General features: G+C 64.3%; 14 protein-coding genes. 8 read left to right on the forward strand and 6 right to left on the reverse strand.

The features are described 5' to 3' along the window. Positions 1 to 34 precede the first annotated feature (34 nt). On the reverse strand, positions 35 to 2,332 hold the full coding sequence (locus LDN85_RS17875; RefSeq protein ID WP_026541957.1) for a bifunctional SulP family inorganic anion transporter/carbonic anhydrase: 2,298 nt from the start codon (positions 2,330 to 2,332) through the stop codon (positions 35 to 37). 227 nt (positions 2,333 to 2,559) lie between these two features. Between LDN85_RS17875 and LDN85_RS17880 the strand changes: the two genes are divergently transcribed. The 3 genes from LDN85_RS17880 to LDN85_RS17890 are packed head-to-tail and all read left to right on the forward strand — an operon-like array spanning position 2,560 to position 5,758. Further along, entirely contained in the window at positions 2,560 to 3,642 is a 1,083-nt protein-coding gene (locus LDN85_RS17880) for an acyl-CoA dehydrogenase family protein (protein ID WP_223943710.1), read from the forward strand. Beyond that, positions 3,636 to 4,994, forward strand: a complete 1,359-nt coding sequence (locus LDN85_RS17885) for a bifunctional PIG-L family deacetylase/class I SAM-dependent methyltransferase (RefSeq protein ID WP_223943711.1) — start codon at positions 3,636 to 3,638, stop codon at positions 4,992 to 4,994. Before LDN85_RS17880 ends, LDN85_RS17885 begins: the two co-directional genes overlap by 7 nt. Beyond that, positions 4,991 to 5,758 (forward strand): glycosyltransferase, encoded by a 768-nt coding sequence (locus LDN85_RS17890; RefSeq protein WP_223943712.1) that lies wholly within the window; start codon positions 4,991 to 4,993, stop codon positions 5,756 to 5,758. The genes LDN85_RS17885 and LDN85_RS17890 overlap by 4 nt, the downstream gene beginning before the upstream one ends. Positions 5,759 to 5,773: 15 nt before the next feature. Here LDN85_RS17890 and LDN85_RS17895 read toward each other — a convergent pair whose 3' ends face one another. From LDN85_RS17895 to LDN85_RS17905, 3 genes are all read right to left on the reverse strand, one after another. After that, positions 5,774 to 6,352, reverse strand: coding sequence for an adenylate kinase (locus LDN85_RS17895; RefSeq protein WP_223943713.1), 579 nt, complete (start codon positions 6,350 to 6,352; stop codon positions 5,774 to 5,776). A gap of 102 nt (positions 6,353 to 6,454) precedes the next feature. Further along, positions 6,455 to 6,943 (reverse strand): SRPBCC domain-containing protein, encoded by a 489-nt coding sequence (locus LDN85_RS17900; RefSeq protein WP_223943714.1) that lies wholly within the window; start codon positions 6,941 to 6,943, stop codon positions 6,455 to 6,457. Next, positions 6,940 to 7,305: a metalloregulator ArsR/SmtB family transcription factor gene (locus LDN85_RS17905; RefSeq protein WP_091552064.1), complete on the reverse strand. Its 366-nt coding sequence runs from the start codon at positions 7,303 to 7,305 to the stop codon at positions 6,940 to 6,942. Before LDN85_RS17905 ends, LDN85_RS17900 begins: the two co-directional genes overlap by 4 nt. Positions 7,306 to 7,453: 148 nt before the next feature. Here LDN85_RS17905 and LDN85_RS17910 point away from each other — a divergent pair, with 148 nt between their 5' ends. Continuing rightward, positions 7,454 to 10,255 carry a Tat pathway signal sequence domain protein gene (locus tag LDN85_RS17910; protein WP_223943715.1) on the forward strand — a complete coding sequence of 934 codons (2,802 nt, stop codon included), beginning with the start codon at positions 7,454 to 7,456 and terminating at the stop codon, positions 10,253 to 10,255. Between the two features lie 181 nt (positions 10,256 to 10,436). On the opposite strand, the gene LDN85_RS17915 is transcribed toward LDN85_RS17910, so the two are convergent. Next, positions 10,437 to 11,315 (reverse strand): MurR/RpiR family transcriptional regulator, encoded by an 879-nt coding sequence (locus tag LDN85_RS17915; RefSeq protein WP_091552067.1) that lies wholly within the window; start codon positions 11,313 to 11,315, stop codon positions 10,437 to 10,439. Between the two features lie 109 nt (positions 11,316 to 11,424). On the opposite strand from LDN85_RS17915, the gene LDN85_RS17920 reads away from it, so the two are divergent. The 4 genes from LDN85_RS17920 (at position 11,425) to LDN85_RS17935 (ending at position 15,111) form a co-directional block, all read left to right on the forward strand. Beyond that, complete coding sequence (locus LDN85_RS17920) at positions 11,425 to 12,813, forward strand: MFS transporter (RefSeq protein ID WP_026546935.1); 1,389 nt, start codon at positions 11,425 to 11,427, stop codon at positions 12,811 to 12,813. 5 nt (positions 12,814 to 12,818) lie between these two features. Beyond that, positions 12,819 to 13,307 carry a GAF domain-containing protein gene (locus LDN85_RS17925; protein ID WP_223945490.1) on the forward strand — a complete coding sequence of 163 codons (489 nt, stop codon included), beginning with the start codon at positions 12,819 to 12,821 and terminating at the stop codon, positions 13,305 to 13,307. Continuing rightward, positions 13,308 to 14,540 (forward strand): amidohydrolase family protein, encoded by a 1,233-nt coding sequence (locus LDN85_RS17930; protein ID WP_223943716.1) that lies wholly within the window; start codon positions 13,308 to 13,310, stop codon positions 14,538 to 14,540. 214 nt (positions 14,541 to 14,754) lie between these two features. Further along, positions 14,755 to 15,111 (forward strand): hypothetical protein, encoded by a 357-nt coding sequence (locus LDN85_RS17935; protein WP_223943717.1) that lies wholly within the window; start codon positions 14,755 to 14,757, stop codon positions 15,109 to 15,111. A gap of 88 nt (positions 15,112 to 15,199) precedes the next feature. Here the strand turns inward: LDN85_RS17935 and LDN85_RS17940 are convergent, their stop codons facing one another. Then, positions 15,200 to 17,233: a rhamnogalacturonan lyase gene (locus tag LDN85_RS17940; protein ID WP_275966381.1), complete on the reverse strand. Its 2,034-nt coding sequence runs from the start codon at positions 17,231 to 17,233 to the stop codon at positions 15,200 to 15,202. Positions 17,234 to 17,543 lie beyond the last annotated feature (310 nt).

Raw genomic sequence — 17,543 nt, forward strand, 5'->3', positions numbered from 1 at the left:
GCCGGAGGCACCGCCAGAGGAGGCACAGCCGGAATCAGGCGCGCACAGCCATGCCCGGATCCAGCTGTTCAATGCCCTCCGCCGTCACCAGCACAACCCGGGCCGTGCAGATGTCGTAGAACAACCCAGTGGCCTGGACCTGGCCTGAACCCAACGCCGGACCGGTGACGGGGTGGTCCTCCAGCTTGCGGAGCTGCATGGCGATGTTCACCATGCTCAGTTGGTCCAGCCGGCTGTACCCCTCGACCTCGGCAGCCCGGGCAACGGGATGACCGGCGAGCAAAGCCGAGTAACTGGGCCGCGCGTGCTCCAGCCACTCATCAAAACCGGCACCCAACGCAGCTGCTGAACCCTCAGCGTCAGCAATGACGGCCTTCATGGCACCGCAGTTGGAATGGCCGCAAATGACAATCGAATCCACGGACAACGCCTTGACCGCAAAGGACAACGCGGAATCGATGGAGGCGTCCCGGCCGTCACTGCACACCACGTTGCCAATGTTGCGGAGCGTGAGCAGATCCCCCGGCCCGCTGCTGGTGATCAGGTTGGGGTTGACCCGGGAGTCGACGCAGGCCACGAACAAGGTGTCCGGATTCTGGCTTTCCGTCAGGTCCTGGACCAGTGGACGTACCTTGTCTGCGTGCCGCCGATGGTATTTGTCGATGCCCAGGAGGATGGACCGCAGCGGCGGCTGCCCGCCGTCGTCGTCTGCTGTTGTGTTGTCAGCGGAAGGCAACCAGGACGTGCGCGGCGGCAAGGGGAATTCGCGCAGGTCCTGCCGCTGGGGAGTGTTGTCCTCGGCGTCGGTGAAAGCAGTGGTTCCGTGTTCTTCAAGGACCACGGAGGCGCCGGAATTGCAGTGCTGTTTCTGCCAGGCCACCAGTGCTTCACGGAAGGCGTGGTCGAGGTAGTCGGCGTTCAGTTCCACCACGGCGTCCTGGCCGGCGGGCACGGAGTGCAGGACACGGTTGAGCCGGGGCAGCGCGAAGAAGCTGCACGAGCCGGCGATGGTCACGCGCCACGGCAGGCCGGAACCTGCGGGTGCGTGGGCGTGGATCTGTGCCCGGAGCACCCGCCACAGCACACACAGGGCGGCCAGGGCCAGGCCGATCATGACGCCTTCGAGCAGGTTCAGGACCACCACGCAGATGAGGGTGACGCTGTAGACAAGGAGCTCACCGGTGCGCAGGCTCGTGCGGATGTCGGCGACCTTGACGAGCTTCGCGCCAATGACCAGCAGCAGGCCGGCCAAGACGGACAACGGAATGAGTTGGATGAGTCCGGCGAACAGGGCAGAGAACACCAGGACCCAGACACCGTGCAGGATGGCAGATGAGCGGCTCTTGGCGCCGGCTTCAACATTGGTGGCGCTGCGGACAATCACGCCGGTCACCGGCAGGCCACCGAGCATGCCCGAGACAACGTTGGCGGAACCTTGGCCTACGAGCTCGCGGTTGAGGTTGGTGCGGGAACTGCCGTGCATTTTGTCGACGGCCACCGCGGACAGGAGAGATTCGATGCTCGCGATCAGCGCCACCGTGATGACGGCCATGGACGCGGCCCGCCAATTGCCGTCCGGCAGGCTTGGTAGTGCGATGGCATCGAAGATGGAGCCGCTGAAGCTGATGCGCTCAACGTTTGGTGCCACTGCAACGGCCAAGGCGGACACGGCGACGACGGCGGCCAACGGCCCGGGAATTTTCCGCACCGCCGCAGGCAAGTATTTCCAGGCCATCAGGATGGCCACCACGGCAAGGCCAAGCAACGCCGAGTGGAGCTCCACATTGGTGATGGCCGCGGGAAGGGCTGTCAGGTTCTCCATCGCGGACCCTGCGGCCTGCCCGCCGAGCAACACGTGGGCTTGCTGCAGGATGATGGTGATGCCGATGCCGGCGAGCATCGCTTTGACCACCACGGGCGACACTGCCAACGCGGCCCGGCCAATACGGCTGACACCCATCAGTAACTGCACGACGCCGGCACCCACTGTGATGGCGCAGGTCACCGCCCAGCCGAATTCGTCCACAAGACCGGCGACGACGACGGTCAGCCCGGCGGCGGGGCCGCTCACCTGCAGTGGGGAGCCGCCCAGGCTGCCTGCGACGATGCCGCCCACGGCTGCGGCGATGAGACCGGCCATGACAGGGGCTCCGGAGGCGGCGGCGATGCCCAGCGACAACGGGAGTGCTACGAGGAAAACTACGAGGGACGCGGGAAGGTCCGCGCCGAGGTTGCTGAGGAAGCTGGGCTTGGCTGTTCCCTTGCCCGGGTTGGTACCCGGCGGGCTGTGCGAGTCGGTGGGAACGGTAGCGGAATCGTTGGGCTGTGGCATGGGTGGTCCTTGAGCTCGGGAATGCTGACCCCTCCAAGCTACGGAAACTGTCACGGTTAATGACAACAAGATGTGACAAGCATGACAAAAGCTGTGAAGATGCGCTTCATCTTGGGACCCAGAGGAACTTTTATCGGGGTGGAGCGCGTTGGGGCGTTCGCGGGTCGCCGTCGTTCTTTTGCTTGGCGCACCCATAACCTAAGGCCCCTTAGTTTAGGCTTGGCTCCATGAGTCAACCCGAAGCCAGGCCTGTACGCATCAGTTCCGAACCCGTTCAACTGCAGGCGCTCGAACCCATGCTGGAACAGGTATGGGCCGCGGTGGGTGACGTTCGGGCGTTGTTGGCCTTGGCCAAGGAGATCGGCGACACAGCCCCGAAGCCCGGCGAAGGCAACACCGCCAAGCTCTGGGAGTTGCTCGCGTCTGTGACCGCAGTAGATGTGGCCGCCGGGAGGGTGCTTGAGCCACACCTGGATGCCCTTGCCATCCTGGAACAGGCTGACAGCCCCGCCACACCCGAGGGCGCTTGGGGAGTCTTCGCCGCCGAAGGCCCCGGCCTGAAGCTCGAGGCAAAGCGTGACGACGCCGGAAACTACGTCCTCAACGGGTCCAAGCCGTGGTGTTCCCTGGCCGCAGAACTGGATGGCGCAGTGATCACAGCCCACGCCGAGGACAACAGTCGGGCCGCCTTTGCCGTGGACTTGAAACACCCCGGGGTTTCCTGCGAAACACCGCTGTGGACCAGCCGAGGGCTGCAGGAAATCCCCAGTGGCACCGTCCACTTCGACCAAGTCCCCGCAACCCCTGTCGGCGGTGAAGGGTGGTACTTCGCCCGTCCCGGTTTCGCTTGGGGTGGCATGGGCGTTGCCGCGTGCTGGCTTGGCGGAGCAGTTGCCGTTGCCCGGGATTTCAAGACCGCGCTGGCGAAGGGCGCGGACAATGGCAGGGAACCGGACCAGGTGGCCCTCGCCTCCCTGGGTGAGGTGGACCGAATCCTCACATCCGTCACCGGGTACCTCGCCCAAACCGCCGAGCGGATAGACACCGGCGAGCCGGAAACTCCAGACGGCCACAACAGCAACTCCCCCAGCGCCTGGAGCGAAGCGCTCCGTGTCCGCGGCACTGTTGCGGCCGCCGTCGAGCGCGTCCAAACGGTAGTGACTCAAAACCTCGGGCCGGCTCCGTTGGCGTTCAACGAGGCGTACGGCAAACGGATGGCGGACCTGTCGCTGTACATCAGGCAGCACCACGCCATGCGGGACGATGCCCAGCTGGGCGCCCTGACCTTGAAAGGGGACTGTGGATGGTAGCTTTCACGCACGCTGACGTCGGCACGCCGGAAAAGGACTGGGCGGCTTCGGGCGTGGCTGCGCTCCCTGAACTCCCACTCGACGCATCAGAGCTCGCAGCCATGAAATTCGTGGTGCTGGCTGCGCATCCGGACGACGAATCACTGGGCGCCGGTGGCCTCCTGGCCAAACTGCAGGCGGCCGGCGCGTCAGTGGACATCATCCTGTGCACCGCAGGCGAGGCCTCGCACCCGGATTCGCCAACCACGACGCCGGAACAGCTTGCCGCTGTCAGGCTCGCCGAGTTCGGCACAGCGATGTCCGGGCTGGTGCCGGGGGCGACGTGGCGGTATTTGGAACTCCCTGACGGGAAACTGGCCGCCTCTGCTGATCGGATCGCCGCCGCGGTTGAGGAGAGCACCGCGGGGCATTCACCCCAGAACGTGGTGATCGTGGGTCCCTACCGGTCCGACGGCCATACGGACCACGACACCCTGGGCAGCGTAGCCGCCGGAGTAGCAACACAACGCGGCTTCGGCCTGTTGGAGTACCCCATTTGGTACTGGTTGTGGGCAGGACCTGAAGACTCTGCGTGGAAGGACTGGGTACGCCTGCCTCTGGGCCCGGCAGAACAACACGCCAAAGCGACCGCCATGCACGCCCACGCCTCACAGACCGGGCCGCTCTCCGAACAGGCAGGCGACGAGACGCTGCTGTCCGCGACCTTCCTGGAGCACTTCACCAGGCCGTGGGAAACGTTCGCCTGGCATCCTTCAACGGCGGGGAACAACAGCGCCGCGGATGCTGAGCGGATCTTTGATGAGGTCCACACCCGGGAAACGGACCCATGGAGCTACACCACCAGCTGGTATGAGCGCCGGAAGAGGGCGCTCACCATGGCGGCCCTGCCACAGGAGAGCTACGAGTCCGGGCTGGAGCTCGGCTGTTCGATTGGCACCCTCAGTGAGGAACTGGCGCAACGCTGCCGGACTTTCCTGGGAGTGGACGCCAGCAGCGCAGCCTTGGCCCAGGCAGCGGAGCGCCTCGCGAACTACCCGTCAGCGGAGGTCAAGCACCTCACCATGCCGCATCAATGGCCCGATGGCGCATTTGATCTGGTGGTTCTGTCCGAGACTGGCTACTACCTGTCCCCGGAAGAGCTCAGCGAACTGCTCACAAGAATTCAGGCCTCAACTACGCCCGGCGGAGCACTGCTTTTGTGCCACTGGAGGCACCCGATCTCCGGCTGGGAGCTCGACGCGGAATCGGTGCACGCCATGGCCCGCACCCAGCTCGGCTGGCCCACCCATGGGCTCTACCAGGAGAAGGATTTCATGGTGGAAGTCCTGGTGGCGCCGGACAGTTCGACATGACCGAAGCACCGCCGGCAGGCATCAGGAAAGTGGCCGTTGTGATGCCCGCCCATGACGAGGAACAGCGTTTGGGCCGGGCGCTCAGCGGGTTGCGCGGTGCACTGGACACTCTTGAAGTGGAGCACGCCGGGGTGGGCGTTTCAGTCACGGTGGTCCTGGATAACTGCGCGGACAACTCCAAGGAGATCTGCACTGCCTTCAGCGCCGACGATCCCCGCTTCCGCAATGTCACTGTGAAGCTGCGCAGCGCAGGGGCCAGCCGCGATTATGGCGTGCGGACTGCCCTGGACGGCCTCCAACCCCCCGGGACTGAAACCGGAGCAGGACCCGAAACCGTTTGGCTCGCGAGTACCGATGCCGATTCCAGAGTCCCCCGGCATTGGCTGGTAAGGCAGGTCGATCTTGCCAACAAAGGCGCCGACGCCGTCCTGGGCTCGGTGGAACCGGACCCTGCGGATGTGGACCCCGCGGTGCTGGGGCGCTGGCTGGCGCTGCATCCGTTCCGCGAGGATCACTCCCACATCTACGGAGCCAATCTGGGCATCAGGGCTTCGGCCTACCTCGCGGCGGGCGGATTTCCTTTGGTGCGTTCCCACGAGGATCGTGGATTGGTGGAGCGTCTTCGCCGCAACGGTTTCACGGTGACTTCCACGGACAGCATCCGGGTGGTGACCTCGGGCAGGACCGAGGCCCGGGCACCGCAAGGCTTCGCGGCCTACCTCCGCGGCTTGGGCGCCGAACTTCCTGCCGCCGCCGGGGGCTGACGACAGGACGTATGGCTAACCGCCCAAAATCCCCTCCACCGCTGCGATCGCGGCCGCAGTAATCGTCTCCCGATCACCCGCCCCCTCGACGTTTGCCAGGATCCCGCGCTGCGAGTAGGCGGTCAGAACAGGGTGCGTTTCGTCCCGGTAGAGCTCAAGCCGCCGCTGGATCACCGATTCCGTGTCATCGGCCCGGCCTTGCTCCTGGGCCCGTCGAAGCATTCGCGCCACTAATTCCTCGTCCGGGGCTGCCAAGGCGAGCACCACTTCCAGGCCCCGGCCCTGCGCAGCGAGTATTTCGTCCAAGGCGCCGATCTGGAGAACATTCCGCGGGTAGCCGTCCAGGAGGAAACCGGCGTCAACGTCCCCGTCGTCAAGCCGTTGGCGCAGCATGGCCGTGGTGACATGGTCGGGCACGAACTCTCCTTGGTCCATGTACCCGCTGGCCTCGGCACCCAGCCCTGTTTTCCTCCGAACGTGCTCGCGGAACAGGTCCCCTGTTGAAATTGCCGGGATCCCGAAGTGCCGCGCGATGTGTTCGGCTTGGGTGCCTTTGCCGGAACCTGGAGGGCCCATGATGATCAGTCGCGCCATGTCACTGGTCCGTTTCGAGAGGCGGCCGGGACTTAAACAATACGCCGACGACGACGCGAGGCACCCGCCGTCGTCGGCTTCTTTTTGCTTTTGGTTCAGTGGCTAGTTGGAGCCCAGCAGCCCATCGATCTGCTCGATTGCCTCGCGCATTCCTTCTTCCATGCCCATCTCGGCCATCTTCTGCATCTGCTCCTCGGAGTCGAAGCGGGAGGTGATGGTCATGCGCGTGCGGTTGTCCAGGGGCTCGAGCTTCACCGTGGCGTGCGTGATGCCGAGGTCATCTACCGGCTCGCCGTGCTCGTCGGCGAAGCCGTCGTCAAATTCCAGGTGGTCCGGGGCGTTGATGGCCGTGAACTTCCACCAACCGTGGGCTTTGGTTCCGTCCGGCCCGGTCATGTAGTAGGCGGCCTTGCCCCCGGCGGTGAACTCGTGGGTTTCAAACGTGGCAGGCCAGGTTGGCGGCCCCCACCAGCGTTCCAGCTGCCGCGGGTCCTCCCAGATCCTCCACACACGCTTCACATCGGCATCGAACTCGGCCACGATGGTGAAGCTCAGGGCCTCAGCATCCTTGTTTACGCTGACAACAGTCATGGCAGATCCCTTTCGTTTTCTTCAGCGAGTATGTCCGCGATCCGGCCGGCACGCTGCCGCCAGATCAATTCGAAGTGGTCCAGCAGATGCCGGGCTTTTTGCAGTCCGTCATGATTCCCCCGCACAATCTGCTCCCTCCCACGCTTCTCCTTGGTCACCAGGGAAGCCCGTTCCAGTACCGCAACATGCTTCTGCACGGCCGCGAAACTCATGGCGTACAGCGCAGCCAACCCTGAGACCGAGTACTCCCCTGCTGTCACCCGGGCCACGATGTCCCGGCGGGTGGCGTCGGCCAGGGCCTGGAACAGGCGATCGAGTTCGACGTCTCCGGAGGGATTCTTACTGAGCTGATCTACAACCATTTGGTTGTACGATACGCCGGCATTCGCGGTGGGTCAAGGGGTTCACCTGATCGCCACCCGGCCACCCCTTGCGACTGTGCCGCAGCACGGGTAAGTTGTTGAAACGTCTCAAAGAAAGCGTTTTCCCAGACTCTTAGGTGGATTTACCATGACTCAGCACGCCCCGATCACGTGGATCGATGGCGAACCGCCCGCCGCACTCAGCGGCGGCACGACGTGGGGCATGCCGTTCCAGCGCGGCACAGTGCAGGACGCAGGTGTCCTCAGGGTCCACGACTCCGGCGGCAGCACCATCAGCGCCCAATCATGGCCTCTCGCCACCTGGCCCGACGGATCCCTCAAGTGGGCCGGCATTGCCATTGGAGCCACGGATCAACCCGCCGACGCCTATCAGGTGAGCTTCCCATCTGAAACGCACGAGGCCGGTCCGGCAGCCGTCGTCGAGCGTCCGGATACGGAAGCCCCAAGTTCCGTACACGCGAATTCCGAACACCCGGTCGCGGAAGGTTCCGGCTCCGAAGGTTCCGGCTCCGAAGGCTCCGGCTCCGAAGGCTCCGCTGGAGGCACGGTGACCGTCACCGAAGAGGGAGGCTCCGTCACGGTCTCCACGGGCACCCTGGACATGGTCATCACCAGCAATAGCGACACCCTGTTCAGCGAACTCCGCCGCGCTGGCAACGTGGTGGCCAAGGACGGCCGCCTTGTGAGCCTGCTGCAGTCCGGGCCGGCGGAGGGAACAGGCACCACCACCCGCACGGGCTTCACCGGCCACACCACACAGGTCACCGTGGAACAGCGCGGCCCGGTCCGTGCCGTGGTCCGGGTCGAGGGCCGGCACCGCGCCGATGACGGCGGCAAAGAATGGCTCCCCTTCACCGTTCGTTTCTACTTCTACGCAGGCGCCCGCAGCGTCAGGATGATGCACTCGTTCATCTGGGACGGCGACGCCGAACAGGATTTCCTGGCGGGGCTGGGCGTCGAGTTCACTGTGCCGCTCGAGAGCGAACTGCATGACCGGCACATCAGGATTGCCGGGGCCGACGGCGGCTTCCTGGTGGAGGCTGTCCGGGGAGTGACGGGCCTGCGCCGGGATCCGGGCGAGGGAGTACGCGCGGCACAGATCGCCGGGCGGCCCACTCCCCCTGCGGCCGAGTGGAGTCCGCTGGTTTCCGAACGCCTCCACCTCATCCCCAGTTGGAACGACTACACCCTCACGCAGCTGACCGCAGACGGTTTTGAGCTGCGCAAACGGACTGCTCCCGGCCACGGCTGGGTGGGGGTTTCCGGCGGCACCCGGGCGGCCGGCTTCTGCTCCCTGAGCGATATCCGCGGCGGCTTCGGCGTTGGGATCCGCGACTTCTGGCAATCGCATCCGGGACAGTTGGATATCCGCGGGGCAGCTACCGCGGAAGCAAAGATGACCGCATGGCTCTACTCCCCCGAAGCCCAGCCGATGGACCTTCGCTTCTATCACGACGGTCTGGGCCAGGACACGTTCGAGGACCAGCTTGAAGGCCTTGAAATCACGTATGAGGACTATGAGCCAGGCTTCGGCAACGCCACGGGCATCGCCCGGACGCACGAGCTGACGCTCTTCGCCTACGACGCAACGCCCAGCACGGAGTCACTCGCCGCGGACGCCAAGGCGGCATCCGTTCCGCCAATGCTGCAGCCCTCGCCCGGATACCTGCACGCAGCAGGCGTGTTCGGCGATTGGGCTCCCGTGGACCGCAGCACCCCCGCCCGGGCAGAGCTGGAAGACAAGTTGGACTTCCTGTTCGACTTCTACCAGGGCCAGACCGAGCAGCGCCGCTGGTACGGGTTCTGGAACTACGGCGACGTCATGCACACCTATGACACCGACAGGCACGTGTGGCGCTACGACGTCGGCGGTTACGCCTGGGACAACTCCGAGCTCTCCCCCGATCTTTGGCTCTGGTACATGTACCTCCGGACGGGCCGCGCGGACGTTTTCCGCTACGCCGAGGCCATGACCCGCCACACCGGTGAGGTGGACGTCTACCACCTCGGGCCCTGGCGCGGCCTGGGTTCACGGCACAACGTCCAGCACTGGGGCTGCAGCGCCAAGCAGTTGCGCATCAGCACCCCGGCCTACCGGCGTTTCCACTACTACCTGACCGCGGACGAACGCACGGGCGATCTCCTCACCGAACTGGTGGACAGCGACCAGAATTTCCTCGGCCTGGATCCCGTCCGGAAAGTCAGGCCCGACGCCGCGACCTACCACCCGGACCGTGGCGCCTTGGGCGTGGGACTCGGCACGGACTGGGGCTCGCTTGCCGCCACTTGGCTCACCGATTGGGAACGGACCGGCAACCCGCGCTCCCGCGATCGGCTGCTGGGAACCATGGCCGACATCGGCGCCCTGAAGTACGGCTTCCTGACCGGTGAAGCGCTCTACGACCTGGATGCGGGAAGGTTCGACGCCGGCAGGGAAGCCATCAGCGTCTCGCACCTGAGTGCCGTGTTCGGTTTGGTGGAAATCTGCAGCGAACTGATCAGCCTGGTGCCAGACAAGGATTTCGAGGAGGCCTGGATGCAGTACTGCCGGCTGTTCCTTGCCACCCCGGAGGAGCAGATCGCGGAGGTGGGCCAGCCCTTGGCCGGTATCTACCTCACCCAGGCTCACAGTCGGCTGACGGCCTATGCGGCGGCCCGGTTGGGGTCTCCGGAACTGGCGGAGTTGGCATGGGAGAGCTTTGCCGAGGGCGGGGAGAACCTCAACCATGCCGAGGCCTTCACGCTGAAGAAGATCCTGCCGCCTTACGTACTCCAGCCCGTGGATGAGGCACCTACAGTTTCCACGAACGACACCGCCCAGTTCGGCTTGGCCGTCATCCAGAACCTGGCCCTGGTCGGTGACCACCTCCCGGCGGGTGACCATCAGCCTGGGGCGGCCGATGCATCCCAGGAGGTCCCGGCGTCGTAATCTCCGTACCTCCTGCGGCGGGACACCACCAGCCTGTGGCGGCCGATGCATCCCAGGAGGTCCCGGCGTCGTAATTTCTGTTGCTTCCCCACCTTCTTTGGCGCCGCCGCGGCCGTAAAGTAACCCAAAGGGGTTGTGTTTAGGTCCCGGTGGACCCAAAGAAGGTCAAGAAGACACGGCCCTAGGAAGTTGAGCGCGGGTGCATGATACGCATCTGATCCCAGGTCCGCTCCGAAGCGGCGATGTTCTGGTTGGAGCGTTCGCGGTCCAGGGAGGCAAGCTCGACGGCGATCGCCTGGACCGCGGTCACCGCACCTGTCAGGGACGGGAAGAAGCCGGCGCCCTCGGTGGGCACCACAATCCTGTGATCGGCGTGCACTGCGACCGGTGAGCCCGCGCTGTCGGTGATCGATGCGATGGGCGTGCCGAGGTTGTGGGCGATTTCCACGGCGCGCATGGTGCTGTCGTAAACCCTCCAGAGGCTGATGGCGATCACCAGGTCTTCTGCACCGAGTCGTGCAATGGCATTGGTGAGGGCCGCGACGTCGGCATCCAGGAGCCTGACGTTGTAGCCGGCAATGATCGCGTTGTGCTCCAGGGCTTTGCCTGGGATGGCGTAACTTCCCGCGGCCACAATGAAGGTTTGCCGCGCACCGGCGATCGCTTTCGCAATGTTGTGCAGCGTGCCGGCGTCCAAAGTGCGCTCAAAATGGGCCAGGTTTGCCCGGTCCGTGGACACTGCCGCCTGCGCAGGACTACTCAGGTGGCCGTTGTGTTCCGCCGCGACTTCCACTGCGCTAAGGGATGCCAGGAAGCGGGACCTGAGCTCGTACTGGAAGTCCGCCCACCCTTTGAAGCCCAGTGTTTGCGCGGTTCTTGTGACCGTTGAGGCATTGGAGGCAGCCACTGCGGCGATGTCGCTGACGGAGCCGTAGGAGGCCAGCCGGGGCTGCGAGCGGAGGATGCCGATGACCTGCATTTGGCGTGCCGCGAGCTTGCGTCCTTGGACACGGCTGTCCAGCCACTCGGTCAACGTTGACGAGTCGAAATCTTCTTCCACCTATTGACCTACCTCACACTTTGGCCGTAACTTCGATACATCGTTTCTGCACAGATCCGTGCATATTCCTAAAAATGTACAACTTGGCCCACTTTGGCAGGAATCCCCAATGTCTCTCACAGCACGCCTTGATCGTCTGGCTCTCAGTCGACCACACTACAAGCTTCTCCTCATTGGAGGCCTCGGCTACTCCTTCGACGGAATGGACGGCGCAGTGGTGGCCTTCCTGCTCCCACGCATCCAGGAACTCTGGGGTCTCAGCACCGCCAGCCTGGGCCTGGTAGGCTCGGCCGCCCCGTTCGGTTTCTTCTTCGGCGCAATCCTGGCCGGTTGGCTCGGTGACCGCTTCGGCCGGAAAAAGGTCATGTTGTGGGCGCTGGCTTTTTACTGCCTCATGTCCGTGGTGGCAGCCATGGCCCCGAATTTCGAGATCTTCCTGATTGCACGGATCTTTGCGGGACTGGGTGCAGGCGCCGAGAGTGTCATCATCGCGCCGTTCCTCTCAGAATTCATTCCCCCCAAGCGCCGCGGATGGTTCATTGGAACCCTGGCCGGCTTCTTCTCCTTCGGCTTTGTGGCCGCCGCACTGATCGGCCGGTTCGTTGTTCCCATGGGCGAAGACGGCTGGCGCTGGGCCCAGGTCCTCACCGCAATCCCCATCCTCCTTCTCCTGTGGTGGCGCCGCAGCCTGCCTGAATCCCCCCGCTACCTCATCAGCCGCGGCCGCGTGGCCGAAGCAACCGAAGTAGTAGACCGCTTTGAGCAAAGCGTCATTAAGGCCACCGGAAAGCCGTTGGAGCCCTTGCCCGCCGCGGAAGAAGAGATCGTCAAGCACGAACAGAAGATCAACATCTGGAACGCCCTGAAGTTCATGTGGTCCAAGGCCATGCGACGCCGGACAGCAGTGATCTGGCTGATCTGGTTCGTGATCACGTTCTCCTACTACGGCTTCTTCTCCTGGATCCCCACCCTGCTGGTGGGCCGCGGAATCACCATCACCAAGAGCTTCGAGTTCTCCATCCTCATCTACTTGGCACAAATCCCCGGCTATTTCTCAGCGGCCTGGCTGTGCGACCGGATCGACCGGAAGAACACCATCGCCCTGTACCTGGCAGGATCGGCCATCAGTGCCTTCTGGCTGAGCCAGTCCAACGATTCCGGCATGATCCTGGTGGCCGCGGCAACCTTGTCCTTCTTCCTCAACGGCACCTACGCCGGCGTCTACGCCTACACCCCCGAGCTCTTCCCCACATGGATGCGCGCCACCGGCGTCGGCCTGGCCAGCGCAGTGGGCCGCATCGGCAGCATCCTTGCGCCCTCCATCATCGGCATCTTCGCCGCATCCCTTGGCTTCGGCGGAGTGTTCACCATGACCACCGTGGTGCTGACCATCGGCGTCCTGGGCGTAGTAATCTTCGGCGCCTCCACGGCAGGGAAGTCCCTGGAGGACATCAACGCCCGCACCGAACACGATCCCGCAGCGGCAGGAAGCAAGTGAACGCCATGACATCGGTTTTCGAGCAGACCTTCCACGCCATGGAGCAGGACCCCGGAGTTGTCCTCTTCACAGTCCTGCAGTGGATTCCGCAACGATCCAGCCTCAAGCGGCTCTACACCAGCCATCCAGCCGAGTACCCGGTGGGAGGTGAGAAGACAGTGGAGATCTCCCCCGGCTGGCTGGGAACGGTCATCGAAGACAAGAAGCCTTTCCTCGCCCCGGACCTGGAAGCGCTCCGGAACGTCTTCTCCGACTCCGGACTCATCCAGCAACTCGGCTGCGGCGCCGTGATCAACGTGCCGGTCCTCGACCAGCAGGAGAACGTAGTGGGAGTCCTCGCGCTCCTCGACGCCGAAGGCAAGTACACCCAGCACAGTGTGGAAACCGCCGTCGACGTGGTTAACTCCAACCTTGCCAAACTCGTCCAGGCTTTTGAAGCCCATCCCACGGAAATCCCAGAAGTCCCCGAAGCCCCCGCGAAGGACACCATCTAAATGAGCACCGCCCCAGAAAGCACTCCCCTGATCATCCGCAACGCAAGCGTCCTGGACGTTGCGGCCGGCAGCTACTCAACTGCCGACGTCGTCAGCGTTGACGGGAAGATCAGCAGCGTCGAACCGAATGCCGAGGCACCTGCCGGTGCGCGGGTCATCGATGGCACCGGCAAGTTCGTGATCCCCGGCCTGATCGATGCCCACGTCCATGTGGTCGCCTCCAGCGCCGACTTCCGGTCGCTGACCTTCACGCCGCCGTCCTACGTCTACGCCCAGACCGCCAAAATCATGGGGGCGATGCTGCGCCGCGGTTTCACCACGGTCCGCGACTTGTCCGGCGCCGACTTCGGGCTGGCGATGGCGCAGGAGGAGGGATTGCTGGAGGGGCCGAAGATCCACTTCTGCGGCCACGCCCTGAGCCAGACCGGTGGCCACGGCGACATGCGCCTGCCCGGTGAAGACCACGATCCCAACGGCCGGGGCTGCTGCGGCATTGGCCGGGTGGCAGATGGCGTTGACGCTGTCCGCGCCGCCGCCCGGGACGAGATCCGCAAGGGTGCCCACCACATCAAGATCATGGCGTCCGGCGGCGTCTCCTCCCCCACAGACCGCATCGATTCCACCCAGTACTCCATGGAAGAGATGAGGGCCGCGGTGGAAGAAGCCCAGGCCGCCAACCGGTACGTCGCCGCGCACGCCTACACCGCCAAGGCCATCAACCGCGCCTTGGAAGCCGGCGTTCGCTCGATCGAACACGGCAACCTGCTGGATGAACAAAGCCTCAACCTGTTCCTGGAAACGGACGCCTTCCTGGTTCCCACCTTGGTCACGTATTGGGCGCTGAAGGAAGAAGGCAAGGAGTTCGGGCTCACAGAGGAAATGTGGGCCAAGGTGGATTCCGTCCTCACCAGCGGGCTTGAAGCGATCGAGCGCGCCCACGAAGCCGGCGTCAAAATGGCGTTCGGCTCGGACCTCCTGGGCGGTATGCACCGTCACCAGAACGAGCAATTCAGGCTGCTGGGGAAGGTGCAGCCGGCGATCGACGCCATCCGTTCGGCAACCACGACGGCGGCAGAGCTGCTGGAGCGCGAAGGGGAAATCGGCGTCATTGCACCGGGAGCCGACGCTGACATGTTGGTCCTGGACGCCGATCCGGTGGCGGACATCGCCGTCTTGGCCGACATCTCCGAGCACTTGGACTACCTCGTCCAGAACGGCCGGATCATCAGCTGATTCGCTCCTGCCGGGCCTGTATTAACCCTCCGCCATGGTCAATAATGTAAGCATACTGATCATTATTGAGCCGAGGAGGGCAGCATGGCCACGGAAGTTGCCAAGTACTGGTCATCGCTGCGATCAGCGCGGCCTACAGGCAGCGGACGCGCTTCAACGCATTCTGGACCTGGGCGGCAAACTCCATGTTGTTGAGAGGCAGGCTGAGTCGGAATTGAAAAAGTTCAGGGAGTACATCGAGAACCAGGAGCCGGAGTCGGAGTCAACCGGGGCTACGGCGGCTACGGCTCCGGCCGCGGAGCCGGGCGCTTCGGCTCCGGCCGCGGGGCCCGCGGCGGGGCCGGGCGCTTCGGGGCCGGCCGCTTCGGCTCCGGCCGCCCGGGAGACACCGGACGTCGACCCCATCACCCACCCCTTTGACCAGACGAACGGTTTGGCCGACGTGGACGGGGACTCGGACGGAACCTCCGAAAGCGACACCCGCAGCGCCGCGGAGCGCAATGATGACGACCACGGCCCGGGGCTCGGCTTCATCCCGCCCCAGAGCGGCGGGCTTCCCGGCCAACGCTGAACCCTCAAGAGCAACGCGGGGTCACTTGTGGCCCCCTCCGGGCGCCGTAACGGGCCTTAAATGACCCCGCGTTGCTCTTCATCCGGGCTTACTTGGCAGTGCCGGTATAGACGACGGCGGGAATCGCCGGAGCCTGCATACCCTCACCGATGAAGAAGCTCGGGTGCGGCGGCTGGTTGTACGCCACGTTCTCGCGGGCAACAGCCGTCCGGTACACGGTGTCGTGCATCAGAGTCCGCAAGCGCACCTCGGTGGGAGCCGTGGTGGTGTAGATCCGCAGCTCGGTGCTGTCCGTTGAGGGCCACGCGATCTCTTCACGCCAGTCACCCAGGATGTCGGCCTGGATGGACGGGTTGCCCTTGGTGGTGTTGTTGCTGCGGGCGCCGTCGGCGGTCAGGAGCCGATCACTGGTTTCCGTTTCCCAGTTCCATTTGGAGATTGTAGGCACGCCCCGCGACACACTGGCGTCGTAATCGTGGTCCACGATTTCGCGGAGCAGGTCACCGTCCCACCACGCCAGGAAGTTGGCGGCCGGGATCTTCTCGGCAATCAGCTCGCCCTTTGCAGACATCAGCTGGCCAACAGGGGAATCCCATGCCGCAGAACCGCCAATGGCCCACCCTTCAGCCCCTGCGTACCGGGGGTCGATGTCCCCTGCTGCGCCACGGCCGGTGTCCTTGATGGCCGGGATGCTCCACAGCACCTCGCCGGTGGCGGCGTCGCGGAATGTTGCACCGCGATTGCCGCTCTGGCCCATGCTTTCGTGGACGGCAAAGGTTTCCAGTCCGGGCCGCGACGGATCCAGGTCACTGGTGTGGATGGCATCGCCGTGGCCGAGCTTGGTGTTGTAGAGCGGCTGGCCGTTGTCATCAATGGTCATTGAACCGAAGACGAACTCGTCTTTGCCGTCCTGGTCGACGTCGGCCACGGAAAGGTTGTGGTTTCCCTGACCTTTATATTCGTCGCCGGCCTGGTTTGAATCGAAGGTCCAGCGCTTCACCAGCTTGCCGTTGACGAGGTCGTAGGTGACCAGAACTGTGCGGGTGTAGTAGCCGCGGCTGAACATCATGGACGGATGCTCGCCATCCAGATAGGCCACGCCGGCCAGGAAGCGGTCCACCCGGTTGCCGTAGTTGTCGCCCCAACCGGCTACCGCTCCGCGCTCGGGCTCGTAGGCCACGGTGTCCATGATGGTGCCGCTCTCGCCCTTGAAGACGGTGAGGAATTCGGGCCCGGACAGGACGTATCCAGCGGTGTTGCGGAAGTCGGCGTCGGGGTTTCCAATCACCGTACCCGCCGCGTCCTTGGTGCCATCTGCGGTCTTGAGCGAAACCTCGGCCTTGCCGTCGCCGTCGAAGTCGTAGGCCAGGACCTGGGTGTAGTGCGCGCCGGCGCGGATGTTCCGCCCCAGATCGATGCGCCACAGCTTGGTGCCGTCCAGCTTGTAGGCATCTACGTAGACGTTGCCCGTATAGCCGGATTGGGAGTTGTCCTTGGCGTTGGACGGCGACCACGTCTGGATGACCTCGTACTTGCCGTCGCCGTCGAGGTCCGCCACGGTGGCATCGTTGGCCGAGTAGGTATAGGGCTTGCCGTCGGGCGTGACACCATCTGCCGGCTTGTCCAGCTTGATGGCCAGGTAGTTTTGCGCCAGCGGCTTCACGGCTTCGGTCAGCTTGTCCTGGCCTTGGCCATTACCCACCGTCTTGATGACGTAGCTGGAGTTTGCGGTGCCGGCGGCGTCCAGGAACATGGTCGCGTTCCGGACGGGTTCCGGGGTGATGTTGACGCCGTCGCGCAGGACCTGGAAGCCCACGCTGTCTTTGTCCAGGCCGAGCATGCGCCAACTGACTGTGACGCCTTGGTCAGTCAGGACGGCCACCGGTGCGCGGTCGAGGTTTTCCACTTGGCGCTTGAGCGTTGCCGGGTCCTTCGCGGCAGGCACGACGCCGGGAAGGTTGGCTTGCGCTGCCTGCACGGGTTGGGTGGGGGCTGCTTGCGCGAGCGGGACACCCGTCAGCGCAATGGCGGCGGCAGCGAGGGAAGCCGAGGCCGCAAGCGGGACTGCTTTCCATGTACGGCTCCGGGGAGTGCCGTAGGAACATTTCGAGGGGTAGGCCAAAGAACATCTCCTTTGATGCGAGGCGGCAGTGGGTCTGCGCGCTCATTTTTGGAACGTTTCACAACTTCGGCCCGATCCACTTATTCGGAATAAGGAGGTGGGGGGCGTAGCTCAGAAAACGCTTTCCGCACACAAGGTTTACCAGCGATTCCACGGCACCGTCAAGGGTTTGACAAGAAATGACTGTGAGATTTCGGTGTTTATTGTTCACAAGTGTGATCGGGTTTTGCGCCCGGGCCAGCGGCTCTTATGACGAGGCTCCTCCAGCCGCAACCCCCAATCAGATCCCCTGGGTTGAGCTCCAACGCCC

It is taken from the genome of Arthrobacter sp. StoSoilB20, from assembly GCF_019977295.1.
GTDB lineage: Bacteria > Actinomycetota > Actinomycetes > Actinomycetales > Micrococcaceae > Arthrobacter > Arthrobacter nicotinovorans_A.